Source organism: Marinomonas phycocola, from assembly GCF_047525455.1.
Classification (GTDB): Bacteria; Pseudomonadota; Gammaproteobacteria; order Pseudomonadales; family Marinomonadaceae; genus Marinomonas.
Genome location: NZ_JBLIXL010000023.1, coordinates 1 through 22286, shown reverse-complemented (window position 1 = coordinate 22286; position 22286 = coordinate 1). Strand labels below are relative to the sequence as shown.

Below are 22286 nucleotides of genomic sequence, written 5' to 3'. Positions count from 1 at the left end.
AACTACGTCTTTTTGTAACGCAATAAACCTTCTTGTACTGTAGAAGCAACCAAGACGCCATCTTGATTATAAATTTGCCCTCTTACAAATCCTCTAGCACTACCAGCAGACGGGCTGTCAGCCACATAGAGCAACCAATCATCTAAACGAAATGATCGATGAAACCAAATGGAATGATCAAGGCTAGCAATGTTTAAGTACGGATTCCCAATGGAAAGACCATGAGGGACAAGTGCGGTATCCAAAAACCCATAATCCGTCGCATACGCTAACATCGATTGACTAATCAGTTCATCATTTGGAAGAGGCGCGATACTTTTAATCCATACATGACGCTTGGCAATACCGTGACGCGGACGAAATGGATTTTGATTCTCTACAATTCTACGTTCAATCGGTCTTTCAGCAAGAAACACCCCTCGTATTTTTTCAGGAAGCTCATTCGAATGTTTTTTATACAGATTCCACTCAGATTCAAAACACTCCGGTCCAGGTACATTAGGCATGGCATCATAATGTTCAAACCCCTCTTCTTGGATATGGAAAGACACAGACATAGAAAGAATCACCTTACCTGCTTGGCTCGCATTTACGTGCCTAACACTAAAGCTACCACCATCTCTTACCGTTTCAACCGCATATTCAACAGGCATACGGGCATCACCAGGGCGTAAAAAATAACAATGCAAAGAATGAGCGGTTCTGTTCTCTACCGTTTGGTGAGCCGCACTTAGCGCTTGACCAACAACTTGACCACCAAAAAGTTTGGGCAAACCTAAATCTTGGCTCTTGCCTAAGAATTTGCCCTCTCCAAGGGGTTCTAGTTTCAATAATGTTATAAGATCTTCTACAATTTGGCTCACAGGAATTCCTTGTTAATACAGACAGCTTTCATTGGTAAGACTAAGTTTTCACAACATAAAACTCAACATCTAAAAACACCGAGCACGTTGAATTCATTTTTACTGACCCAATATGTAAATATAGGGATTCATTTTTGCATATTCATAGGTAATTTGCTTTTATGGACAATATTCTTCATGAGGTAACTTCTTTGAACTCTGCAAACCTTATCGACCCATTTGGGCGCCATATTGACTATGTACGCATATCCGTTACAGACCGCTGTGATTTTCGCTGTACCTATTGCATGGATGAAGATGTCACTTTTTTACCTCGCAAGGACATTCTTTCTCTGGAAGAGATCGTCAATGTTGCTCAGACCTTTATTAAGCTAGGCAGTAAAAGAATACGCATTACCGGTGGTGAACCACTGGTTCGAAAAAATATTCTTTGGGCATTAGAGCAAATAAGCAACACTCCGGGATTAGAAGAATTAACACTAACAACAAATGGTTCTCAGTTAAAAAAGATGGCAAAGTCGTTATATGATGTAGGAGTAACTCGTATCAACGTCAGTCTAGATACACTAGAACCAGAACTGTTCGAGCGAATAACACGCAGGGATCAATTTCATCAAGTCGTTGAAGGTATCGATGAAATGACTCAATACGAGTTTAAGAGAAATAAAATCAACAGCGTCATTTTAAAAAAACACAACGACCATGAAGTTGCTGATTTAGCTCGGTTTGCCTTAGAGCGTAATATGGACATTAGCTTTATTGAAGAAATGCCACTAGGTGTTATTACGGACCATGACAGAGCGGAGGCCTATATCTCTAGCGACGAAGTTATTTCCATATTGGAAAATCATTTCACACTCACTCCCAGTGAGTTAAAGACCAGTGGCCCATCAACCTATTTTGATGTAAAAAATTACCAAGGCCACGTCGGAATTATTTCTCCTCACAGCCATAACTTTTGCGCTACATGCAATCGAATTAGATTAACCGCAGAAGGTCGATTACTTCTCTGCCTTGGTAATGAGCACTCGATGGATTTAAAACCTTACCTTCGAACACCAGAGGCTCAAGAAATTTCATTAGATGAAGCGATAACTCAATCTCTTGCATTAAAACCTGAAAAACACCACTTTAACTTAAACGAAGAACCACAAATACTGCGTTTTATGAGCGCAACCGGTGGCTAGAACGGATCATAAAATGACGAAAACACGTGCACCCTTTAGAGAGCTTAACATTGCCGTATTAACTGTTTCAGACACTCGCAACTTAGCTGAAGATACGTCAGGAGACGCTCTTGTTTCAATGCTTACAGAAGCCGGACACACACTAATTAAGAGAGAATTGGTCAGAGATGACATCTACGACATGCGTGCGGTTGTCTCTCAATGGATCGCAAACAAAGACGTTCATGCCGTATTAATTACTGGCGGAACAGGGTTTTACTCAAGAGACAGCACACCTGAGGCAATGATTCCTCTATTTGATAAAAACATTGAAGGTTTTGGCGAGTTGTTTAGGCAGGTCTCTTATGAAGAAATAGGCACATCAACCATTCAGTCTCGCGCTGTAGCGGGATTATCAAACCGAACACTTATCTTTTGTTTACCAGGGTCAACCAGCGCTTGTAAAACCGCATGGAATAAAATTCTTGCCAAGCAATTAGACGCAACATGTAGACCATGCAACTTCGTCGAAATGTTGCTAGGGCCTTATCAAGCTAACGAATCAAGTTAAATTATTTTGGAAAATGTAAGACCATGTCACACACCCCAATGATGCCTTTTAAAGACGCACTAATAGCAATAGAAGAGGCCAGCGCCTGCATTGTAGGACAAGAGCCTACTGAATTAAATAATGCGCTCAATAGAATATTAGCGGTAGACATCATTGCTGAAATTAACATCCCACCTTCTGATAACAGCGCCATGGACGGATACGCACTAAGCGTGCAAGATTTAGAAGAGGGTAAACCTCTTGCAATAAGCCAGCGCATCCCTGCAGGAATAGCACCCCACTCTCTTCAACCAAAAACATGCGCTCGCATTTTCACAGGTGCAACCATACCGGAAGGCGCTGACACGGTCATCATGCAAGAAAATACAGAGTTCGACCAACAAGGGAGAATTGTATTTAATCACACAGCACAAAAAGGCAATAATGTTAGACTCAAAGGTCAAGACGTTAAAATCGGTCAACGCATACTAACTAAAGGAACACGACTTCAGCCCCAACACATTGGCATGTTAGCCAGCCTAGGGGTTTACGAAGTCACTTGTTTTAAGCAACTAAAAGTGGGCGTGTTAACGACTGGTAATGAGCTTGTCCCAGTAGAGACTCGTATACTCAAAGCGGGGAAAATTTACAACAGCAATGGCCCAATGCTCATTAGCTTAATTCAAAAACTAGGCCATTCAGCCCATTCTTGCTTACATGTAAACGATAATATAATAGAAACTGAAAACGCTTTAAAATCTCTTTCCGAGGACTGCGATCTCATTCTATCAAGCGGAGGAGTATCCGTTGGAGAAGAAGACCACGTAAAAAATGCTATAGAAAAAAACGGCTCTCTGAGCCTATGGAAAGTAGCGATAAAACCAGGTAAGCCATTAGTATTTGGTGATGTTTTTGATACACCGTTTATCGGGCTGCCGGGAAATCCCAGCTCTTCATTGGTCACTTTTCACTGGTTCGCTCGAACCGCTATTTGCGCTTACTCAGGAGAAGTAATCAAACATCCTAAGAAATTCAAAGTTTACCCAAATTTTTCTCGACAAAAAACAATCAGTCGCGATGAGTTTTTGAGAGCAAGCCTTACGGAAGAAAATAAAGCGGTACCTCATCCACAACAAAGCTCAGGCGCTCTTTTTGCCTCTTGTGTTTGTGATGGTTATCTTCATATCCCTGCGAACACATCAATTGATTTGAATCAGCGCTTTGATTTTTACCCATTCTCAAGTTTCTAAACTATACTTTTAATAATCTATAATTATTTAAGACGTAACCAAGAGAGCTCCTTATGAGAAACAAAGAATGGGAATTGTCATTGATAGAACATCAACACTCTATGATTCAACGACTAGACAAATTTAGGAAGCAAAAGAAAAAAAACACCATTAACCAAGATGAAAAAATGGTTATCGAACACTCCTTTCAACTGCTAGTTGCTTCCATGCTGGATCTGGCAAAGTATGTATTACTTAATCACTACCAAACAGAGGCAACATCAAGAAAGGATGTATTAGATCTATTGCTAGAGCACAGAGACATTACATTTGAACAGGGCGAACAAATGAAAGCTCTAATTCATTTAAGAGAGCAAATTTTGTTTGATTATCTAGATGAAAACTTTTCTTTTTTAGAAAGTGCAATGGATTTAAGACGATACAGTCTAGTTGAAGTGCTGGCTAAAGAATGGATAACACAGCTATCAAATGTAGGAGAGAGATAATTAACAGCCCCATTTCAAACATTTGATTACTGTGCTAAAAATTAAATAAATGCTTTTTGTATAATTTCTCTTAACCATTGGTGCCCAGGGTCATATTCATACCTTTCATGCCAAATCATGGAATAATCAAATGTTTTTGTTTCAAATGGCAAATCATAGATCTCCAAATTAGAATGCATTGAAATAATATCCGAAGCAAAAAGCCTAGGGATCGTTAATAACAAGTCACTACTCTCCACAACTCGAACCGCAGGAACAAAATTGGGTAACTGAACAGCTATATGCCTCTGATGACCCAGTTTAGCAAGTATTCGATCAACGGCAGCAAACTCTCTCTTACCCAATACTACCTGTGCATGATGCAAGTTAACATAAGACTCAAGCGTCAATCTGCCATCCAAATGATCATGATCCGCTCGCGCAAGACAAACCATTTCATCGGTATCAAGCTTAACCGATTGAATGCTGTTTGGTGGCTCTTTAGATAAAACCGCAACAGCAATATCGATTTCATTTGAATCAAGTTCAAATGACGTTTCTTCATTCCAGTTTTTAATTTCTAAAATCGCATTGGGCGCAGCCTGTCGAAAATTATCTAAAATTTTAGGCAAAACCGTTAACACACCAAAGTCGGTCGTCGACAACGAAAATCGACGACTCGAAGTTAAGGGTGTGAATTCTGGCGGCTGAATAAGGTTTTCCAACCCCTTAAGCGTGTCTGTTAGAAAGGGGGCCAAACTTTCTGTTCTTGCAGTAAGAGATAATCCATGTGATGTTCTCACAAAAAGAGGGTCACCAAATACCTCCCGAAGACGAGATAATGATCTACTTACAGCAGGTTGACTCACATTTAAGCGTTGAGCTGCTTTGGTCACATTCAGCTCTTCGATCAAAACTTGCAAAATATACAACAAATTCAAATCGACCTCAGATAACTTTATTTCCTGCAAGAACACACTCCATTAAATTAATTGTTTAAATGTCAGCAATTGCTCGAATCTCTGACGAACTCATACCAAGCAAATATAAAATACCGTCCAGACCTAGCGCATTAATTGGTTGAGGCGCTTCCTTCCTAACCAAAGGCTTAGCATGCAAAGCCACACCCATTGAAGCGGTATTTAACATCAATAAATCGTTTGCACCGTCACCACAAGCGATTGTCTGCGTCCATGGTGTTGCACTAGCTAGCACAATTTCTTCTAATAATTGCTTTTTCCGAACTGCGTCCACAATCGGACCTATATGCTTCCCTGTTAATTTTCCTGCTTCGATTTCCAAAACATTTGCATGAACCTCAGAAATTGAATATACCTCTGCAATACGATCTGCAAAATACGTAAAGCCTCCCGATAGGATAGCGGTACGCCACTGAAAATGATTTAACACTTTCATTAATGTACCAACACCTTCCATATGAGTTATTCGATCATAGACACCATCCATGACATCACTTTTCAAACCATCTAATAACGCAAGACGCTGAACAAAGCTTTCGGTAAAATCGATTTCACCTCTCATCGCGCTCTCAGTAATACTCGCTATTTGCTCACCGATACCAAACTCCACAGCCAATTCGTCCATGACTTCTGCTTGTATCAAGGTGGAATCCATATCGAAAACAGCCACCCCAGGTAACGTTATATCAATGGAAATAGATTGATATACGTGATCAATTTTTGTACTGTCTGATAAGGATAATAAATGAGCTCTAATTTCCGACGCTTTAGTGTCATAATAAGCATTTCTCAAATTATATCGAATAACAACATTAATATCCGAGTTATTTGTTAACTTTTGTTTATTTGTAATTGAATTATCTTTATTCAGCCATGCTTCAAAGCTTTCTTGATAAGACGGAGTAACAGAACCAATTAACGTAATACTAGCAGACATAAGACTTCCCTAATTCAAGTTAAGCACACTATATCAAATTTATTAATTTACTCTAAGTAAACGTTTATATTAAAGATTCTATTTTATAGCCGATATAGAATAGATACTGAGAACTCAACACCACAGTTTCAGGGAACAAATCATCAATGGAAACTACCAAAGCCACTCACCGCTTTTTACGCTTTTGCCAACAGCATGTAAGCGCAGCGATTATTTTGATTACCACGTTTGTACTTTTAATCGCTTTTACAGTTGCACTTTTTTGGTACACATTAACAAGCTCACTGGAAACCTATTTAGCACAACAAACCGAAGTGCTAGGCAGCAGTTTGGCCACTCAAGCCGCATTCAATGCAACTCAATCTATTTTAAACAATGACTTACTGAGCCTAAACGTTCTGTTAACTAGATTAGTGGTTGACGATAACATCATCAGCGCCCGAGTTTTCAACAAACAAGATGAACTATTAGCTGAAGCGAACAGTGGCAATGCAAAAAGTTTCGTCCAAGAATCTGAGATTAGACCAGATGAAGCACACCTTGTTTACAGTTCTAGTGTTAAATTTCGTAACGAGGTAGTCGGTCACGTATTAATCACATTGGATAGAACATCATCGCAAAAAACGTTAGCCAACATAAACAAAATTTTGATAAGTCTTGCTATTTTTATCTGTGCATTTTCAACTGTCATTATTTTGCTTTTAAGCAAAAGGCTGTTTTTCTCTATAAATAAAATAACCGACGTACTAGAAGCACTCACTCATAGACATAAAGACGCGAACATACCGAGTACGTTCTACACAGAAGCCTTTCAGCTTGCCAATGCAACGAAGTCAGTGCAACTAACTGATTGGACAAAAGAAGAAGTCGACCCAAGCTTACCTAAAGTAGAGGTGCCTCAATTCGAAATAGATTTTGATCAAATTCTAAAAGAACAATCCCAGAGAAGTTGTGCACTATTTTTTGAGATACGAAATTTAGAAGAATGGCATGAACAAATGCCACCTTTACACGTTGCGAACTTGCTCACTCCCATTTATAGGGCGCTATTTCAATCCAGTGAATCTTTTAATGGGCAGGTACATCAATATGAAGGGCATTCTGCCATCATATTTTATTCAGCCAAAGACTCAGGGGATAACTTGTATACAAATGCCGTCTGCACTGCTGAAGTCTTTTTGGGTGTTGTCAAAGAATTACTTTTAACAGACATGTACACTGACGCACCCGATATCCATTTCCATATCAGCCTTCACCAAGGAGACTCCCACGTCAATGACATCATTAAAGAAAATGCATTTCACACTGATGATATCCAACCTCTGATCACTCAAATGATGCGTTTTCGCGAGTCGGAAAGTCTTGATGCTTTATTATTAAGCGAAGAAGTATTTATGCTACCGGATATACAGAATCGTGTTTTTTCAGGACTGCCAGAAGTACTAGGAGAGGGAGAAGAAGAAATTATGGTCTATTCAGTAAAAGGCACATCGGAGAAGCTAAACCTTAAAATTCGTCCAAATATAGAAAGCATGAATACTGCCCATCAAGAAGAAAACCAACACTTAGTACAAGATGATTACGATTTAGATGAAGACTTAAACATTACAGCGTCAAGGTAAAAGACAAACTTTGTGTGTCGTCTTTTACCTTAGCATCAAATAATTAGACTTCTTCAACGTGCAAAACATCACTCAGTGTTAAACCTTGCTTATCAAGCATTAATCTTAATTTTTTCAGTGCTTCAACCTGTATTTGTCTCACTCTTTCACGAGTTAGACCAATTTCAGCCCCCACATCTTCTAACGTACTTGCTTCAAATCCTCTCAAACCAAAGCGACGGGAAATCACCTCTCTTTGCTTTTCATTTAAGCTATCCAACCAATTATCAATATTATGTAAGACATCACTTACTTGACGCTCACTTTCTGGACCAACATGCTGAGTGTCTGCCAAAATTTCCACAAGACTCTTACCAGAATCCATCCCCCCCATAGGAGAATCAATAGAACTCACTTTCTCATTGAGCTTCAGCATCTTCTGTACGCCTTCTACAGGACAGTCCAACAAGTCTGCTATCTCATCTGGCGTTGGTTCGTGATCAAGCTTCTGCGTCAACTCACGTGCCGCTCTCAGATACACATTAAGCTCTTTCACTACATGAATAGGCAAACGAATGGTTCTTGTTTGGTTCATGATTGCGCGTTCAATAGTTTGTCTAATCCACCATGTTGCATAGGTAGAAAACCTAAATCCTCTTTCAGGATCAAATTTCTCTACTGCTCGAATTAACCCTAAATTCCCCTCTTCAATTAGATCTAGCAACGAAAGACCTCGATTCAAATAACGTCGAGAGATTTTAACAACCAATCTCAGGTTACTTTCAATCATTCTCTTACGAGAAGCTTCATCTCCTTTTAACGCCTTGCGAGAGAAGAACACCTCTTCTTCTGCCGTCAACAATGGCGAAAAGCCAATTTCGTTTAAATACAATTGAGTCACATCAATATTTTTTCCAGAGTCTTCATTGGCATAGCGCGAACTCACAGCCAAATCGAACTCAGTCGCATCTAATGTGCCATCTTCTACGTTGAAATCGAGTTTCTCTTCATTTTCTAATGTTCCTTTCTGAATATCTTGATCAAGCGTCTTCATAAATTCCTCCTTAGCCTTCCAAGCCATAATATCTACTGATTTGGTAGCACTGTTAATGGATCTATTGGTTGACCATCTCGACGAATTTCAAAGTGCAATAACGGCCTTTCTTCACCTTTGCCTCCAATAATCGCCAGAGAGTCACCAGCTTTCACAACTTGCTGTTCTTTAACTAAAATACTTTGGTTATAAGCGTAAGCACTTAGGTACGTTTCATTGTGCTTTACAATCACTAAATTCCCATAACCAATCAATCCATTACCTGAATATACAACAACACCATCTTCTGCTGCCCTTACAGGCTTACCAGTAATGCCTTTCACATCTATACCTTTACTACTAACGCCAGCGTTTGAAAAGCTTCTTACAACAAAACCCTTGATAGGCCAACGCCAATTAAGGTTACTTTTCTCTGGAATCTCCCCTTTAGTCGCCATTTTTGTAGTGCCGTTCACTTTTTTGTTAGACGCCTTTTTAACGACCTTGGCTTGCTTAGACGGGGATACTTTATTTGTTCCCCTGTTCGTTTTCGAAACCGAAGAAGAAGGAAATGCAGCCTTTCCTGATGCTTTTGACACGCTTGTAGGCACTTTGAGGCGTATTTTTTGTTGGGGATAAATAACATATGGCATGGGGATTCTATTTGCCCGCGCAAGCGCCTTATAATCAATTCCGTAACGAAAGGCGATGGAGAATAAGGTATCACCACCTTTCACTAGATAATAACCACTTTGAGGAATCTCAGAAACTTGCGCACTCGAAGGCGAAGGGCGAGCAACACCGTCCTGATAATGAAAGCTATCAGAAGCGCAACCAGCCAGAACCAGAATTATGACAAAAACGCCAATAAAATCACGCACCCTGATTAAAGCACTGCAACGCAAGTTCACAAATAACAAACGCTCCCCTTAAAAAATCGAATTAGAAGTTGACTTTGTATACGTTTTTATTACTTTTGGTAAAAATATGTAGCTAATGAGAACCACACTTATTACCCCTGATCCCATATAGAGAATTGGTATGACCAAATCTCTTATAAAATCATACATAACCAAATCCCATGGCATCACCAACGACTCAACAATAGGTATTTTTTTATCTCCCACAATTACCCAATCTTGAGCTTCTTTCCATGGCCACACCTTAGTTAACGCTCCCAACATTATTCCCGTTAATCCTGCAAGAGTGATTGATTTATATGTCGATAGCAGCCATTTGAGCAATCTAGAAAAGCTTAGAAGACCAATCAATGCGCCACTAGCAAAAGCAGCCACCACATCGAGCTGCATAAGCCTTATTGAGGAAATGATAAATTCATACATTCCCATCAGAAGTAAAAGAAAACTTCCGGAAATACCAGGTAAAATCATGGCACAAATAGCAATCATGCCAGCAAAGAAAATTATGCTGTATGTCACATCAAACTGAGAAGGCACCAGCACAGAGGCTATCACTCCGGTTGCCACACCACATAAACACACAAATACAGTATGCAAGCCAATCGTTTCGATTTGCTTCAATAACAATACCGCTGAAGCTAATATAAGACCGAAGAAAAAACTCCATAAGTTCACGGGATATTCGTTTAACCAATAGGTAATGACCTGAGCGAACAGAACAACACTTGTCACAATACCAAGGCCCAAAGTTAATAGAAAACCAAGGTCAAAGTGGTTCCATAACCCCTTCAGATCACCTTTAAACAACATAGTAACACTTTCTTTATTAACACCACTCAATGCATTAATTAACCGATCATACACACCTAATATAAACGCCATCGTGCCACCCGACACACCAGGAACGATATCTGCGATCCCCATAAGCAAGCCACTAAAGAACACTTTTATTAGATTACTCACACACCAACCCTTCTAACATAGGAACAAATTGAGCAGGACTCTCTTCAAGACACTTCCATTGAACGCCCATTTTTCTCCAACACCCAATCATAGGCTCTGGCTGATCAAGAGGCATAATCAACACACCTCCGTCTTTTAAACAATCCGTTAAAGCCAAAGGAATTTTGCTAGCCATTGCCGTTACAATCACAGCGTCCACAGTCAACGTAGTCGGCCAACCTACATGGCCATCACCATGCAGATACTCAACATTATTAACACCAAGTTGAGACAGCCTTTTTTGAGCACGTTCAAATAACCTTTGCTGCCTTTCTATAGTATGAACTTTATTAAAAAAATGAGATAAAATGCAGGTTTGATAACCTGATCCTGTGCCCACCTCTAAAATACGCCCCATTCTAGAGTACTCCAACAGCCATTCAGTCATACGGGCCACTGTCAACGGCTGGCTGATCGTTTGATTACGCCCTATTGGTAAAGGCGTAGCAGAATACGCAAGGTGAGAAAAAGCAGGTTCAACAAAGTCATGCCGTGGGATTGTTAACATCAATGACAATAATGACTCGTTATGAATCCCATGCTTCTGCAACTCTACTATCATTTTTGATGCTTTCGAATTAGAATTTTTAAGTTTATGTAAATCCTCAGCCATCACAGTAGCCCTCCAGAGATCCATTCCTCTAATGACGACATAGCTTGATAATACGTCATATCTACATGAATTGGTGTAACGGAAACATACGCATTTTCTACAGCCCAGAAATCGGTTCCAACCGCATTGTCGTGGGCCTCAGACAAAGCACCAATCCAAAAACTCGGAATGCCTTTTGGATGCTGAGCTGGTGTCGCTGGCTGAGCACATTTTCTATACCCTAAGCGAGTTACTTGCACGCCTCTTAATTGATCATAAGGAAGGTTCGGGACGTTCACATTCAATAAGATACCTGGATGTAAGTTAAGCGTATGAGAGTCAGATAAAAGCTGGAGCAATACTTGCGCTGCCGTTTCAAAATGCACCTTCCCATCCAAAGAAATAGCGATCGACGACCTCCCTAAATGCCTCGCTTCCATTGCGGCTGCAACCGTCCCAGAATAAATAACATCATCACCAAGGTTCGGGCCATGATTAATTCCAGAAACAACCACATCAAACTGGCCATCAATCACTCCTGATAACGCTAAATTGACGCAATCCGAAGGTGTCCCATCAACCGAATATTCATTTCTTCGGATTTCTTTTGGTTGTAACGGACGAGATAAAGTCAATGAGTTACTCGCACCACTACGGTTTCTATCCGGTGCAATTAATACGCACTCGTACGATTCTTTGATTACGCGATACAGGGTTTGAATTCCTACCGCGTCAATTCCATCATCATTTGCTATCAAAACTCGCATTATGTTTCTCTATTGAACAATCATTAGCATCGACTAATTCACGTAACACACTCGTCGCAAACGCGCCTTTGGGTAAAGAGAATTGCATCATTAACTCAGGCGATTCCGAGCCTTTATTAATTAGCTCCCACTCCATATTATTTGGACTTAAACGAGACGTTCGACTGTCTCTTGATAAATCCAAATTCAATAAACCTTCAACAATGAATTCACTTCCACTCAGAGATTCAGATATCCACTGAGCACGCTCCCCACTGGTGCCGTCTTGCCAACCTTTACTTATTAACGGCAAGACAGGCTGAATTTTCATAGTCATTAATCGAAGCTGCACACCTGGCTTTATGTTTTTCACCCGAAACTGCACTGAGCTGTCCGTTTCTTGAGCAATATCACCCACTAATACTTTATTCCACTCCCTTTGAAAAACTTGGTCACTGAGCGATTGATTAAAGCACCAAGAGCGCATTGCAGAAAGCCAAAAAGACTCAGTTTTACTTAATCTTTTCTTTCCTACTCGCCCCTTTTCCAACCAGCGAGCACCGTTTTCAAGGTTATTGCCATTAATGCCAAAACGCTGAGCGCCATAATAATTAGGTACACCAGCCATTTTCACAAGGGACAATCGATTTTCTAATTCAATCAAATCACCCTTTAAAGAGCGTATACGAATAACAAATCGATTCTCTTTATGTGTCCCTACTTTAAGTTTTTTAGAATGTCGAGTAACCTCTAAAATACGAACTTGTTCATCATTTATAAACCCATGAACAATTTCAGAAAAATCCACTTCTTTATTAAGCAGATGCAGACAAAACCATTGACGAGTACAGGCATGACGATCTTTGACACCACTGTACGTCACCTTGCTTGGATCAATTTCAGCAAAACTCGCTAAACGCTTTGCCAAGAAATCCGTATTGACGCCAACCTTCTCAATGAAAACAAATGCAAACTCACCCACCCCATCAGGCTGAAAACCCAATACCTCTTCGACAAAAAAATCTTGAGGAGTAGACTTCAAATCCCCAGTTAACGTCGGTTTTGTCCATGCATAATGCCAGTTTGTATTCATAGATTTGCGTACCTTAATATACACGAGAGGAAGGATTGCTTTTATAATGACAACGAAAGGAAATAATTAGACTTGAAAAATAAGAGCGACCGCTTCAACAGCAATACCTTCTTTTCGACCTGTAAAGCCCAGCTTTTCAGTTGTTGTTGCCTTCACATTGACTTGATCCAAAGCGACATCTAAATCCGATGCGATATTGCGCCGCATTACATCAATATGCGGGGACATCTTCGGTGCTTGAGCGATAATAGTCAGATCAACATTATTCACTAGAAACTGCTTATCTTTTAATAAAGAGACCACATGCCTTAAAAAAACACGGCTGTCCGCACCTTTGAAATTCGGGTCTGTATCAGGGAAATGACGACCAATATCCCCTAGAGCAGCCGCTCCAAGCAGAGAGTCTGCTAACGCATGCAGTGCCACATCTCCATCTGAATGAGCCATCAACCCTTGCTCATACGGAATAACCACACCGCATATGACGATTTGGTTTCCAATGCCAAACTTATGAACATCAAAACCATGACCAACCCTAAAAGGCACCATACTGCACTTTCCTCTTTTTCATATCTATAAATCACGACTCTTCTAAGGAATTATGAGCAAGTAAAGCATTCGCAATCACTAAATCAATCGGTAATGTTATTTTAAAATTACGTGCATCACCCTCAATCAAAGCAGGTTGATAACCAGCCAACTCCATGGCGGAACTCTCATCAGTAATAATCACACCTTGAGATTCAGCATAATCAAGTGCAGCAATCAGCTCACTCATAACAAATTTTTGAGGCGTTTGTGCCTGCCAAATAAAAGATCGATCAATTGTTTTATCAACCACTGCTTTTTCATTAATAACACAACTTTGCTTGATAGTATCTTTAGAAATAATGGCTAAAAGACCACCACTAGAATGATCATTTAACAATAAACTATCAATTGAAGAATGAGAAACCAAAGGTCTAGCCGCATCATGAACCAGAACAAAACCGTCTTCTATTTGCTTCACATACATTAAAAACTCAAGACCTAAACGCACAGTATCACTGCGCTCTTTCCCTCCAACATACCTCTCTATCTTAGGGTGTTCATACCAAATCGAATCGGCCCAAAAATCGTCTTCAGCTCCTAATCCTAAGGCAACACCTGCAATCTGCTCATGGGAAATAAGCTGACCTAACGTACGATCTAGCACTGTTTGATGACCCAACATAAGATACTGTTTAGGAAGAACGGACTTCATGCGCTTACCAACGCCAGCAGCAGGAACCACCACCCAGATTTTGTTCTTCATTGATCAACGATCCGATAAAAGACTTCATTTTCTTTAATATATTGCAGTTCAGTTCGAACGTGCTCCTCAATCGCATCTTTCCCTTTGCGTAAATCATCCACCTGAGCTCGTAGGGCATTATTTCTCTGACCTAATCGCTGGTTTTTATTTTCTTGATATTCAATTTGTTTCGCTAGCTCTTCCTGTCGCTTGATACCTTGCTCCCCACTAATAAGTTGGTAACTGGAATAAATAAAAACAACGATAAACAGCAAAAACACAACACGCCACATAATCTTCTCTAAAACATCACTATTAAAGTATAGAAGTCATTATCATCAAACCATCCTAACAAAAAAAGGAGAACATATGTTCCCCCTTTTGAAGCCTACTCAACAAGTTAAGCTTGGCCTTTTATCTCAGACAAACCATTGTAAGTAGCTTTAGAACCTAATTGCTCTTCGATACGCAGCAATTGGTTGTACTTAGATACTCGATCAGAACGGCACAACGAACCTGTTTTAATTTGGCCGGCTGCCGTACCAACTGCAAGATCCGCGATTGTTGAATCTTCTGTCTCACCTGAACGATGGGAAATAACCGCCGTGTAACCAGCCGCTTTCGCCATACGAATTGCTTCAAGAGTTTCTGTCAATGAACCAATTTGGTTGAATTTGATCAGAATAGAGTTAGCAATACCTTCATCAATACCACGCTTCAAAATTTTAGTGTTAGTAACGAACAAATCATCACCCACTAATTGAATCCTATCACCTAGGATTTTTGTTTGGTAAGCAAAACCTTCCCAATCAGATTCGTTTAGACCATCTTCGATTGAAACAATTGGGTATTGATCGCAAAGGTTCGCTAGGTAATCAGAAAAACCTTCTGAAGAAAAGATTTTACCTTCCCCTTTTAGATTGTATTGACCATCTTCATAGAATTCAGATGCCGCACAGTCCATTGCTAATGTAATGTCTTTACCTAATTCATAGCCCGCATTGGCAACGGCTTCTTTAATTACAGCAAGCGCTTCTGCATTAGAAGCAAGGTTTGGTGCGAAACCACCTTCATCACCTACCGCCGTACTAAGGCCACGATCACTTAATACCTTTTTCAAAGCATGGAAAATTTCTGCGCCATAACGTAATGCTTCACGGAAATTTGGCGCACCCACTGGCTGAACCATAAACTCTTGAATATCAACATTATTATCAGCGTGTTCACCACCATTGATAATATTCATCATAGGAACAGGCATAGAGTAAACACCCGGCGTTCCATTTAAGTCAGCAATGTGTACATATAAAGGGACTTTCTTAGATGACGCTGCCGCTTTTGCTGCTGCAAGAGAAACAGCAAGAATTGCATTAGCACCAAATGTTGATTTATTTTCAGTTCCATCTAAATCAATCATCACTTTATCAAGTTCAGTTTGAGCCTGCGCATCTTTACCTAACAACGCTTCGCGGATTGGGCCATTAATTGCCGATACGGCTTTTAATACGCCTTTACCTAGGTAACGGCTTTTATCACCATCACGTAACTCAAGCGCTTCGCGAGAGCCAGTAGAAGCACCAGAAGGTGCACAAGCAGAACCAAAAGAACCGTCCGCCAGAATAACGTCAGCTTCAACAGTGGGGTTACCACGAGAATCTAAAACTTCTCTCGCTTTAATATCAACAATCTGACTCATAACACACCTTTTAATAAATTAAATCTTTAAGAATGAAAACTATTCAGGCCTATTTGCTCTATCTACTTCTCTTTTCCTGCATACTTTAATGCAGCATGAACAAATGCACTGAATAATCCATGACCATAACGAGGTGATGAAGTAAATTCAGGATGGAACTGGCAAGCAACAAACCAAGGATGATCTGCAATCTCAACCATTTCGACCAAAGAGTTGTCAGCAGAACGACCTGAAATCGTTAAGCCAGCCCCCTCAAGCTCTGAGAGATAATAGTTATTTACTTCATAACGATGACGATGACGTTCACTCACAACTGATTTACCGTATGCTTGATGGGCTTTTGACCCTTCCAGCAAATTGCAGTTTTGAGCACCTAGGCGCATCGTTCCACCTAGATCGGACTCCTCTGACCGGATCTCTTTGGAACCCTCTGCATTCGTCCATTCTGTGATTAGACCAATGACGGGATTCTCTGCTTTAAGATTAAATTCTGTACTATGTGCACCGGTAAGATTTGCGACATTACGTGCAAATTCAATAACAGCGACTTGCATACCTAAACAAATCCCTAGATAAGGAATTTTATTTTCTCGTGCGTATTGAGCGGTTCTAATTTTGCCCTCTACACCACGCTCGCCGAATCCACCAGGAACAAGGATGGCATCCATTCCTTCTAACATATCAACACCGTTTGTTTCGATGCTTTCGGAATCAATGTAGTGCACTTTCACTTTGGTACGAGCATGAATTCCGGCATGATCCATTGCTTCAATCAGTGATTTATAGGCATCCAAAAGTTCCATATATTTACCCACCATAGCAATGTTAACTTGCTTTTCTGGGTTTAATTTCGCTTTAGCAACTTTATTCCAAATGGAAATATCAGGAATACCGCAATCTAGATTAAAACGTTCAACAATAAGGCTATCTAAGCCTTGATCATTCAAAATAGAGGGAATGCTATAAATTGTTTCTGCATCAGGCAAAGAGATAACGGCACGCTCATCCACACTCGTAAACAAAGAAATCTTCTTGCGCTCAGGCGCTTCGATAGATACTTCAGAACGACAAATTAAGATGTCTGGCTGTATGCCAATAGAACGCAGCTCTTTTACAGAATGTTGAGTTGGTTTGGTTTTTGTCTCACCGGCAGTACGAATATACGGTACCAATGTTAAGTGCATAAACATCGCACGATGAGAACCTAGTTCAACTTTTAGCTGACGAACAGCTTCTAAAAAAGGTTGTGACTCGATATCACCAACCGTACCACCAATTTCGACAAGGGCAACATCAGCGCCTTCAGCACCAACCAAAACTCGACGCTTAATTTCATCGGTAATATGAGGAATAACCTGAACAGTACCGCCTAAGTAATCTCCACGACGCTCCTTTTTAAGAACGTGCTGATACACTCGACCTGTTGTAAAGTTATTTCGCTTACTCATTTTAGTCGAAATAAAACGCTCATAATGCCCCAAATCAAGATCCGTTTCCGCACCATCATCGGTTACAAAAACTTCACCATGCTGAAAAGGGCTCATTGTACCCGGGTCAACATTAATGTAAGGATCCAATTTAAGCATGGTTACTGACAAACCACGGGATTCAAGAATTGCAGCAAGAGAGGCTGCCGTGAGACCTTTACCAAGGGAAGAAACCACGCCGCCTGTGACGAAAATATATCGTGTCGCCATGAGTGTTAAAACCGCCTTAAATTGAATATTCGTATGAGTATGAATTACACATTTATATGTGCATTTTGACGGGAGGAAATAGTAGCATTTGATGGTCATTCACTCAATGTAAAATTCCATTCACCTACTTACCTACACAGTTGGATGTCTATTTATAGGCATGACTTACTAGATACGGCTTATTAGGTAAGGCTAACACAATACCTATACGTGATTTGACATTAATACATTAATTAGAAAAAGCTAATAAAAAACTCGCTATTCATTAATTAACTTCTTCTCGGCACCTTTTTTACTAGGTATTTTTCAACCAAACATCACCGTTTACTGACACCTTATTTTTGCGTTTTTTCTTTCCGCTTCCCTCAGGCTTGGCCATCGGCTTATCAGCAACACTCACCACCTTACTGGGTTCAAAACCGTCAATGGATTCACGCTCAAGCAAAATTTTATTCTTCTTTTCAATCACTTTAAAATGGTGATAATCCTCATGATCAATAAGAGACAATGCTAACCCTACTTCACCAGCACGACCACTTCGCCCAATGCGATGCATGTAGTCGGATGGACTCCTTGGTAAATCAAAATTAATAACCACGGGTAATTTCTCAATATCTAAACCACGAGCAGCAATGTCCGTCGCAATCAGCACATCAAGTTCGCCCGATTTGAACGCATCAAGCACGCGACTTCTAGCTCCCTGCCCCTTATCCCCATGAAACACTTCCGCCACCACATCACGCTTAGCCAATTTATCTGCCAAATGATGACAGCTGTTCTTAGAATTGACAAAAATAAGTACCTGCTCCCATTGATATTGTTTAATCAAATGCACGAGTACGGCCGTCTTCTCACCTTTATTAACGGTAAAAACACGCTGAACCACAGTGCTCGCATCAGCACTTTGTAACTGTATCTCTATAGGGTTGCTAAGCAATTCTTGAGTTAATGTTTTGACCTGTTCTGGAAACGTAGCAGAAAACAGCAACGTCTGTTTTTTCTTGGGTAACAACGCTAATAACGCCGCTATTTCATCAGTAAAACCCAAACTCAACATGCGATCTGCTTCATCAAGCACGAGCGTTTCCACCCTATCAAGCTTAATCGCATTACTTGAAATCAAATCCAGCAATCGACCCGGCGTAGCTACCAATACATCCGTACCGCCACGTAAAGCAAGCATTTGAGCATTGGTTGATACACCACCAAAAACAGCCACAGTGTTAATCGCTCCGTTAAAATGCACGGCATACGATTTAATGCTATCCGCTACTTGCTTAGCAAGCTCACGAGTCGGCACCAATATCAGGCCCGTTACGTAATTCCCCTGACTATCGTCGCTGCGTTTTAATGCTTTTTTCGCATGTAAATGCTGCAATAAAGGCAATGCAAAAGTCGCTGTTTTACCTGACCCCGTATTTGCCCCCGCAATCAAATCACGCCCTTCCAATACACTTGGTATCGCTTGCGCTTGAATAGGCGTGGGTTGATGATATTCCAGCTCAATTAAACGAACTAACAAAGGAGAAATTAGGCCAAGTTCAATAAAGTTTGCAGGTGCGGTAACAGTGGTCATGTATATAGGGCTCAAAGCTAAGTTAATAACCTACTATTTTAGCGTACTTATTGACTATTAAGTTAATTAAATAAAAAGGCAACCAAGAACTTCATAGACGTTCATTTTTAAGCCTTGTGTACCCCACATTCCACTTTTGAGTTTGAGCACTCAGCTCTTGGTACATAATTACAAATAAAAGCGGTGATATGGCGATGAGTTTTGAAAGAGTCGTAACGAAATGTGGCGTTTTCTCTGAAAGACCTGCAGGGCATGGTCTAAAAGCCAGTATTCTTTGTTGAGTATCTCGAAAATAGGCCAGCTATTCACATTCAATACTCGCCTCGAATAGCCGGCTTTTATCCACATGCTGAGACAAGAGGGCTTATTCGCACCTTCCCTAGGTACATAGTTGGTTTGTATTATTTAGAAACGCAGACTGTAAAAAACACTCAAAATCACTGGCCACAACCCCTTTAGAATAATAATACCCTTGAGCATAGTCGCAACCGATATCGGCTAGTTTTTCAGCTTGCTCATACGTTTCTACACCTTCAGCAATGACTTTTAAATGTAACTTATGCGCTAGCACTACAATAGCTTCACAAAGCGCAATATCATCGGGGCTGTCAGTTAACTCTTGAACAAACGATTGATCAATCTTAACAAAGTCCACGTCCAACTTTTTCAAATACGCCAAAGAGGAATAACCAGTACCAAAATCATCTATCGCAATTTGCATTCCAATTGATCGAAACAACGACAGTATTTCATCAGCACCCTCATTTAGATGCATAATAGTACCCTCTGTTAATTCGATAATTATTCCGCTGCCTAAGAGGTTTATTTCATCTAAATAATGACACCAGTTTTTCAAATTTAAGTGAAAGCTATCCAATTGAATGGGAGAGGTATTGACTGATATTTGGAGTTTCTCACCAAAAGCTTCCCGCCATGTTTTTAGCTGTTGCGCAATCTCATAGAAAATCCAATCACCAATATCACCAATCATGCCATTTTCTTCTGCAATTTGAATAAATTCACTCGGCTCAATAGCGCCTTTTTCAATGTGATCCCAACGTATTAAGGCTTCAGCCCTCTTACACTCTCCAGTCTTTAGATCAACAATTGGTTGATACACTAAATGAAAATCTTGTTTATCAAATGCCTCTCTTAATGCAGAATTCATCCAGCTGCGCGCATCAAGTTCTGCCTGTATCGAATGATCAAATAAGTGATAGCGTTTTCTTCCTAAGCTTTTAGCAACATACATAGCTTGATCTGCATATTTTAATAACACGTCGGCGTTGTCACTGTCTTTAGGAGAAAAAGTGATTCCAATGCTGGTTGATATATGACTTTTAATTAACCCAGAAGTAAAGGGTTTCGATAGGCTGTCAATAATATCATTGGCAATACGAATAGCGCCGTCTGTGTTTTTCAAATCATTGATAATTACTGTGAATTCATCCCCACCCATACGCGCAACAAGATCGGAATCCCGAACACATCCTTTAATTCTGGAAGCGACTTCTATCAATATTTTATCACCAGAATGATGCCCAAATTTATCATTGATGTCTTTAAAATGGTCAAGGTCTAAATAAAGTACGGCAGTAGAATGGTCTGGATTGCTTCTTTTTATCAAACTTTTTGATAAACAATTATGCAACATACTACGATTAGCCAAACCAGTTAATGAATCAAAATTAGCTTGTTGCCAAATAATATTTTCAGCTACTTTTCGCTCAGTAATATTACGAACTGTAGCAAGCATATAATCACTATCATCTTGTTTTACGTAGCTCACACTGACTTCGGCGGGATAAGTTGAACCATCTTTACGTTTATGCAACCCTTCTAAAATCATGCCTTTGCTTTCTTTAAGACCATCAACGTGCCGCTTCCAAGAAAAATCATCAGGTAAAGCCGCTTCGATCTTCATCACCGACAGAGTCAGCATTTCTTCGTAGCTATATCCTAAGTTTTGACAGGCGGTTTCGTTTACATCGATAATTTTTGACGTTACAGGGTCAATAATAATAAAACTGTCGTTGGAATGATCAATTAATGTTCTAAATAATTTGCGCGCTTTTTCTATTTTTTGCTTTTCTGTTACGTCGACGATTTGAGCAATAAAACGCTGAACTTCACCCATCTCATCAGATTGAGCAACAATCGTTAAGATACCCGGTATTACTCGACCTGTTTTATGAAGATAACGTTTTTCAACTGTAATGGGGGTGAAAGGATCTTGCTGCAAGCTAGACCTAATTTTTTCATTAATAACCATATCGTCGGGATGGGTAATCACAATGTTTTTTTGATAAATTTCTTGTTCTGTATAACCAAGCATATTTAACAGAGCAGCATTTACATACTCCAAATTACCGTTCACTTTCGATATCGCCATAGGTACAGGCGTTGCATCAAAGACTTTTCTTAAATTTCCATCTAATGAAATAGAGACAGGATCTTTCTTCATACAGTATCATTCATAAAGGTTATAATAGCTTTAATTTAAAGAAAAAATTCAAATCATGCAGAACAATACTTTAAATATAATACTAAAAACAATAAAAAAAAATCCGATTAACCAAACAAAACAAAACAAAACAAAACAAAACTAATTAAATAAAAACAAATGTATTTTTTGTTAATTTAAAAAAGAACTGATGCATATTTAAAAACTCACAAACTAAAAAAATTAGTATCATGATTGGTTCATCCCTAAGTTCAGATAACAAGTGCGACACTGCTAATCAGGTGTAGAAGAAGCCAACTGCTGAAGTGGGTACACTTCTTTTCACCACAAAACTAAGCAGTACCAACATGAATTATCAGCAGTTGACCGAAGGCAAAAGATAC

General features: G+C 39.8%; 21 protein-coding genes. 5 read left to right on the top strand and 16 right to left on the bottom strand.

Translation table 11 applies throughout. The features are described from left to right. Nucleotides 1-2 precede the first annotated feature (2 nt). Nucleotides 3-863 (bottom strand): acyl-CoA thioesterase domain-containing protein, encoded by an 861-nt coding sequence (locus ACMUMJ_RS14160; RefSeq protein WP_414679503.1) that lies wholly within the window; start codon nucleotides 861-863, stop codon nucleotides 3-5. Nucleotides 864-1024: 161 nt separating this feature from the next. Here ACMUMJ_RS14160 and moaA point away from each other — a divergent pair, with 161 nt between their 5' ends. The 4 genes from moaA to ACMUMJ_RS14140 are packed head-to-tail and all read left to right on the top strand — an operon-like array spanning nucleotide 1025 to nucleotide 4314. Continuing rightward, a complete protein-coding gene (moaA, locus tag ACMUMJ_RS14155) occupies nucleotides 1025-2050 on the top strand; it encodes a GTP 3',8-cyclase MoaA (RefSeq protein WP_414679502.1) in 1026 nt (341 codons plus the stop codon). A gap of 13 nt (nucleotides 2051-2063) precedes the next feature. After that, on the top strand, nucleotides 2064-2600 hold the full coding sequence (moaB, locus tag ACMUMJ_RS14150; RefSeq protein WP_414679501.1) for a molybdenum cofactor biosynthesis protein B: 537 nt from the start codon (nucleotides 2064-2066) through the stop codon (nucleotides 2598-2600). A 23-nt stretch (nucleotides 2601-2623) separates the two neighbouring features. Beyond that, the gene (locus tag ACMUMJ_RS14145) at nucleotides 2624-3829 is read left to right on the top strand and encodes a molybdopterin molybdotransferase MoeA (protein WP_414679500.1); all 1206 of its coding nucleotides are present in this window, start codon (nucleotides 2624-2626) and stop codon (nucleotides 3827-3829) included. A 53-nt stretch (nucleotides 3830-3882) separates the two neighbouring features. Further along, nucleotides 3883-4314, top strand: coding sequence for a HepT-like ribonuclease domain-containing protein (locus tag ACMUMJ_RS14140; protein WP_414679499.1), 432 nt, complete (start codon nucleotides 3883-3885; stop codon nucleotides 4312-4314). 41 nt (nucleotides 4315-4355) lie between these two features. Here ACMUMJ_RS14140 and ACMUMJ_RS14135 read toward each other — a convergent pair whose 3' ends face one another. Both ACMUMJ_RS14135 and serB read right to left on the bottom strand, forming a co-directional pair. Further along, on the bottom strand, nucleotides 4356-5270 hold the full coding sequence (locus tag ACMUMJ_RS14135) for a LysR family transcriptional regulator (RefSeq protein WP_414679498.1): 915 nt from the start codon (nucleotides 5268-5270) through the stop codon (nucleotides 4356-4358). Nucleotides 5271-5289: 19 nt separating this feature from the next. Beyond that, on the bottom strand, nucleotides 5290-6210 hold the full coding sequence (gene serB, locus ACMUMJ_RS14130) for a phosphoserine phosphatase SerB (RefSeq protein ID WP_414679497.1): 921 nt from the start codon (nucleotides 6208-6210) through the stop codon (nucleotides 5290-5292). 146 nt (nucleotides 6211-6356) lie between these two features. Between serB and ACMUMJ_RS14125 the strand changes: the two genes are divergently transcribed. After that, nucleotides 6357-7832 (top strand): hypothetical protein, encoded by a 1476-nt coding sequence (locus tag ACMUMJ_RS14125; protein WP_414679496.1) that lies wholly within the window; start codon nucleotides 6357-6359, stop codon nucleotides 7830-7832. A 43-nt stretch (nucleotides 7833-7875) separates the two neighbouring features. Here ACMUMJ_RS14125 and rpoS read toward each other — a convergent pair whose 3' ends face one another. From rpoS to ACMUMJ_RS14060, 13 genes are all read right to left on the bottom strand, one after another. After that, on the bottom strand, nucleotides 7876-8865 hold the full coding sequence (gene rpoS / locus ACMUMJ_RS14120; RefSeq protein WP_414679495.1) for an RNA polymerase sigma factor RpoS: 990 nt from the start codon (nucleotides 8863-8865) through the stop codon (nucleotides 7876-7878). 32 nt (nucleotides 8866-8897) lie between these two features. Beyond that, nucleotides 8898-9755 (bottom strand): peptidoglycan DD-metalloendopeptidase family protein, encoded by an 858-nt coding sequence (locus tag ACMUMJ_RS14115; RefSeq protein ID WP_414679527.1) that lies wholly within the window; start codon nucleotides 9753-9755, stop codon nucleotides 8898-8900. Between the two features lie 18 nt (nucleotides 9756-9773). Beyond that, nucleotides 9774-10727 carry a DUF368 domain-containing protein gene (locus ACMUMJ_RS14110; protein ID WP_414679494.1) on the bottom strand — a complete coding sequence of 318 codons (954 nt, stop codon included), beginning with the start codon at nucleotides 10725-10727 and terminating at the stop codon, nucleotides 9774-9776. Then, nucleotides 10720-11379: a protein-L-isoaspartate(D-aspartate) O-methyltransferase gene (locus ACMUMJ_RS14105; RefSeq protein ID WP_414679493.1), complete on the bottom strand. Its 660-nt coding sequence runs from the start codon at nucleotides 11377-11379 to the stop codon at nucleotides 10720-10722. The genes ACMUMJ_RS14110 and ACMUMJ_RS14105 overlap by 8 nt, the downstream gene beginning before the upstream one ends. After that, nucleotides 11379-12125 (bottom strand): 5'/3'-nucleotidase SurE, encoded by a 747-nt coding sequence (surE, locus tag ACMUMJ_RS14100; RefSeq protein ID WP_414679492.1) that lies wholly within the window; start codon nucleotides 12123-12125, stop codon nucleotides 11379-11381. The genes ACMUMJ_RS14105 and surE overlap by 1 nt, the downstream gene beginning before the upstream one ends. After that, nucleotides 12103-13197, bottom strand: coding sequence for a tRNA pseudouridine(13) synthase TruD (truD, locus tag ACMUMJ_RS14095; protein ID WP_414679491.1), 1095 nt, complete (start codon nucleotides 13195-13197; stop codon nucleotides 12103-12105). The genes surE and truD overlap by 23 nt, the downstream gene beginning before the upstream one ends. A 66-nt stretch (nucleotides 13198-13263) precedes the next feature. Further along, nucleotides 13264-13746: a 2-C-methyl-D-erythritol 2,4-cyclodiphosphate synthase gene (gene ispF, locus ACMUMJ_RS14090; protein WP_414679490.1), complete on the bottom strand. Its 483-nt coding sequence runs from the start codon at nucleotides 13744-13746 to the stop codon at nucleotides 13264-13266. Between the two features lie 31 nt (nucleotides 13747-13777). Further along, on the bottom strand, nucleotides 13778-14491 hold the full coding sequence (gene ispD / locus ACMUMJ_RS14085) for a 2-C-methyl-D-erythritol 4-phosphate cytidylyltransferase (protein WP_414679489.1): 714 nt from the start codon (nucleotides 14489-14491) through the stop codon (nucleotides 13778-13780). Continuing rightward, entirely contained in the window at nucleotides 14488-14763 is a 276-nt protein-coding gene (locus ACMUMJ_RS14080) for a septum formation initiator family protein (protein WP_414679488.1), read from the bottom strand. Before ACMUMJ_RS14080 ends, ispD begins: the two co-directional genes overlap by 4 nt. A gap of 107 nt (nucleotides 14764-14870) precedes the next feature. Next, the gene (gene eno / locus ACMUMJ_RS14075) at nucleotides 14871-16166 is read right to left on the bottom strand and encodes a phosphopyruvate hydratase (protein WP_414679487.1); all 1296 of its coding nucleotides are present in this window, start codon (nucleotides 16164-16166) and stop codon (nucleotides 14871-14873) included. A 62-nt stretch (nucleotides 16167-16228) separates the two neighbouring features. Continuing rightward, nucleotides 16229-17863, bottom strand: a complete 1635-nt coding sequence (gene pyrG, locus ACMUMJ_RS14070) for a CTP synthase (RefSeq protein WP_414679486.1) — start codon at nucleotides 17861-17863, stop codon at nucleotides 16229-16231. A 295-nt stretch (nucleotides 17864-18158) separates the two neighbouring features. After that, entirely contained in the window at nucleotides 18159-19439 is a 1281-nt protein-coding gene (locus tag ACMUMJ_RS14065; RefSeq protein WP_414679485.1) for a DEAD/DEAH box helicase, read from the bottom strand. Between the two features lie 379 nt (nucleotides 19440-19818). After that, nucleotides 19819-21903, bottom strand: coding sequence for a sensor domain-containing protein (locus tag ACMUMJ_RS14060; protein WP_414679484.1), 2085 nt, complete (start codon nucleotides 21901-21903; stop codon nucleotides 19819-19821). Nucleotides 21904-22286: the final 383 nt, after the last annotated feature.

Excerpts from the sequence above, each read along its gene's own strand:
- ACMUMJ_RS14145 (WP_414679500.1), top strand. The coding sequence starts at position 2,624 with ATGTCACACACCCCAATGATGCCTTTTAAAGACGCACTAATAGCAATA.
- ispD (WP_414679489.1), bottom strand. The coding sequence starts at position 14,491 with ATGAAGAACAAAATCTGGGTGGTGGTTCCTGCTGCTGGCGTTGGTAAG.
- ACMUMJ_RS14065 (WP_414679485.1), bottom strand. The coding sequence starts at position 19,439 with ATGACCACTGTTACCGCACCTGCAAACTTTATTGAACTTGGCCTAATT.
- ACMUMJ_RS14105 (WP_414679493.1), bottom strand. The coding sequence starts at position 11,379 with ATGGCTGAGGATTTACATAAACTTAAAAATTCTAATTCGAAAGCATCA.
- rpoS (WP_414679495.1), bottom strand. The coding sequence starts at position 8,865 with ATGAAGACGCTTGATCAAGATATTCAGAAAGGAACATTAGAAAATGAA.
- truD (WP_414679491.1), bottom strand. The coding sequence starts at position 13,197 with ATGAATACAAACTGGCATTATGCATGGACAAAACCGACGTTAACTGGG.
- ACMUMJ_RS14125 (WP_414679496.1), top strand. The coding sequence starts at position 6,357 with ATGGAAACTACCAAAGCCACTCACCGCTTTTTACGCTTTTGCCAACAG.
- moaA (WP_414679502.1), top strand. The coding sequence starts at position 1,025 with ATGGACAATATTCTTCATGAGGTAACTTCTTTGAACTCTGCAAACCTT.
- ACMUMJ_RS14140 (WP_414679499.1), top strand. The coding sequence starts at position 3,883 with ATGAGAAACAAAGAATGGGAATTGTCATTGATAGAACATCAACACTCT.
- ispF (WP_414679490.1), bottom strand. The coding sequence starts at position 13,746 with ATGGTGCCTTTTAGGGTTGGTCATGGTTTTGATGTTCATAAGTTTGGC.
- eno (WP_414679487.1), bottom strand. The coding sequence starts at position 16,166 with ATGAGTCAGATTGTTGATATTAAAGCGAGAGAAGTTTTAGATTCTCGT.
- surE (WP_414679492.1), bottom strand. The coding sequence starts at position 12,125 with ATGCGAGTTTTGATAGCAAATGATGATGGAATTGACGCGGTAGGAATT.
- ACMUMJ_RS14080 (WP_414679488.1), bottom strand. The coding sequence starts at position 14,763 with ATGTGGCGTGTTGTGTTTTTGCTGTTTATCGTTGTTTTTATTTATTCC.
- serB (WP_414679497.1), bottom strand. The coding sequence starts at position 6,210 with ATGTCTGCTAGTATTACGTTAATTGGTTCTGTTACTCCGTCTTATCAA.
- moaB (WP_414679501.1), top strand. The coding sequence starts at position 2,064 with ATGACGAAAACACGTGCACCCTTTAGAGAGCTTAACATTGCCGTATTA.
- pyrG (WP_414679486.1), bottom strand. The coding sequence starts at position 17,863 with ATGGCGACACGATATATTTTCGTCACAGGCGGCGTGGTTTCTTCCCTT.
- ACMUMJ_RS14060 (WP_414679484.1), bottom strand. The coding sequence starts at position 21,903 with ATGAAGAAAGATCCTGTCTCTATTTCATTAGATGGAAATTTAAGAAAA.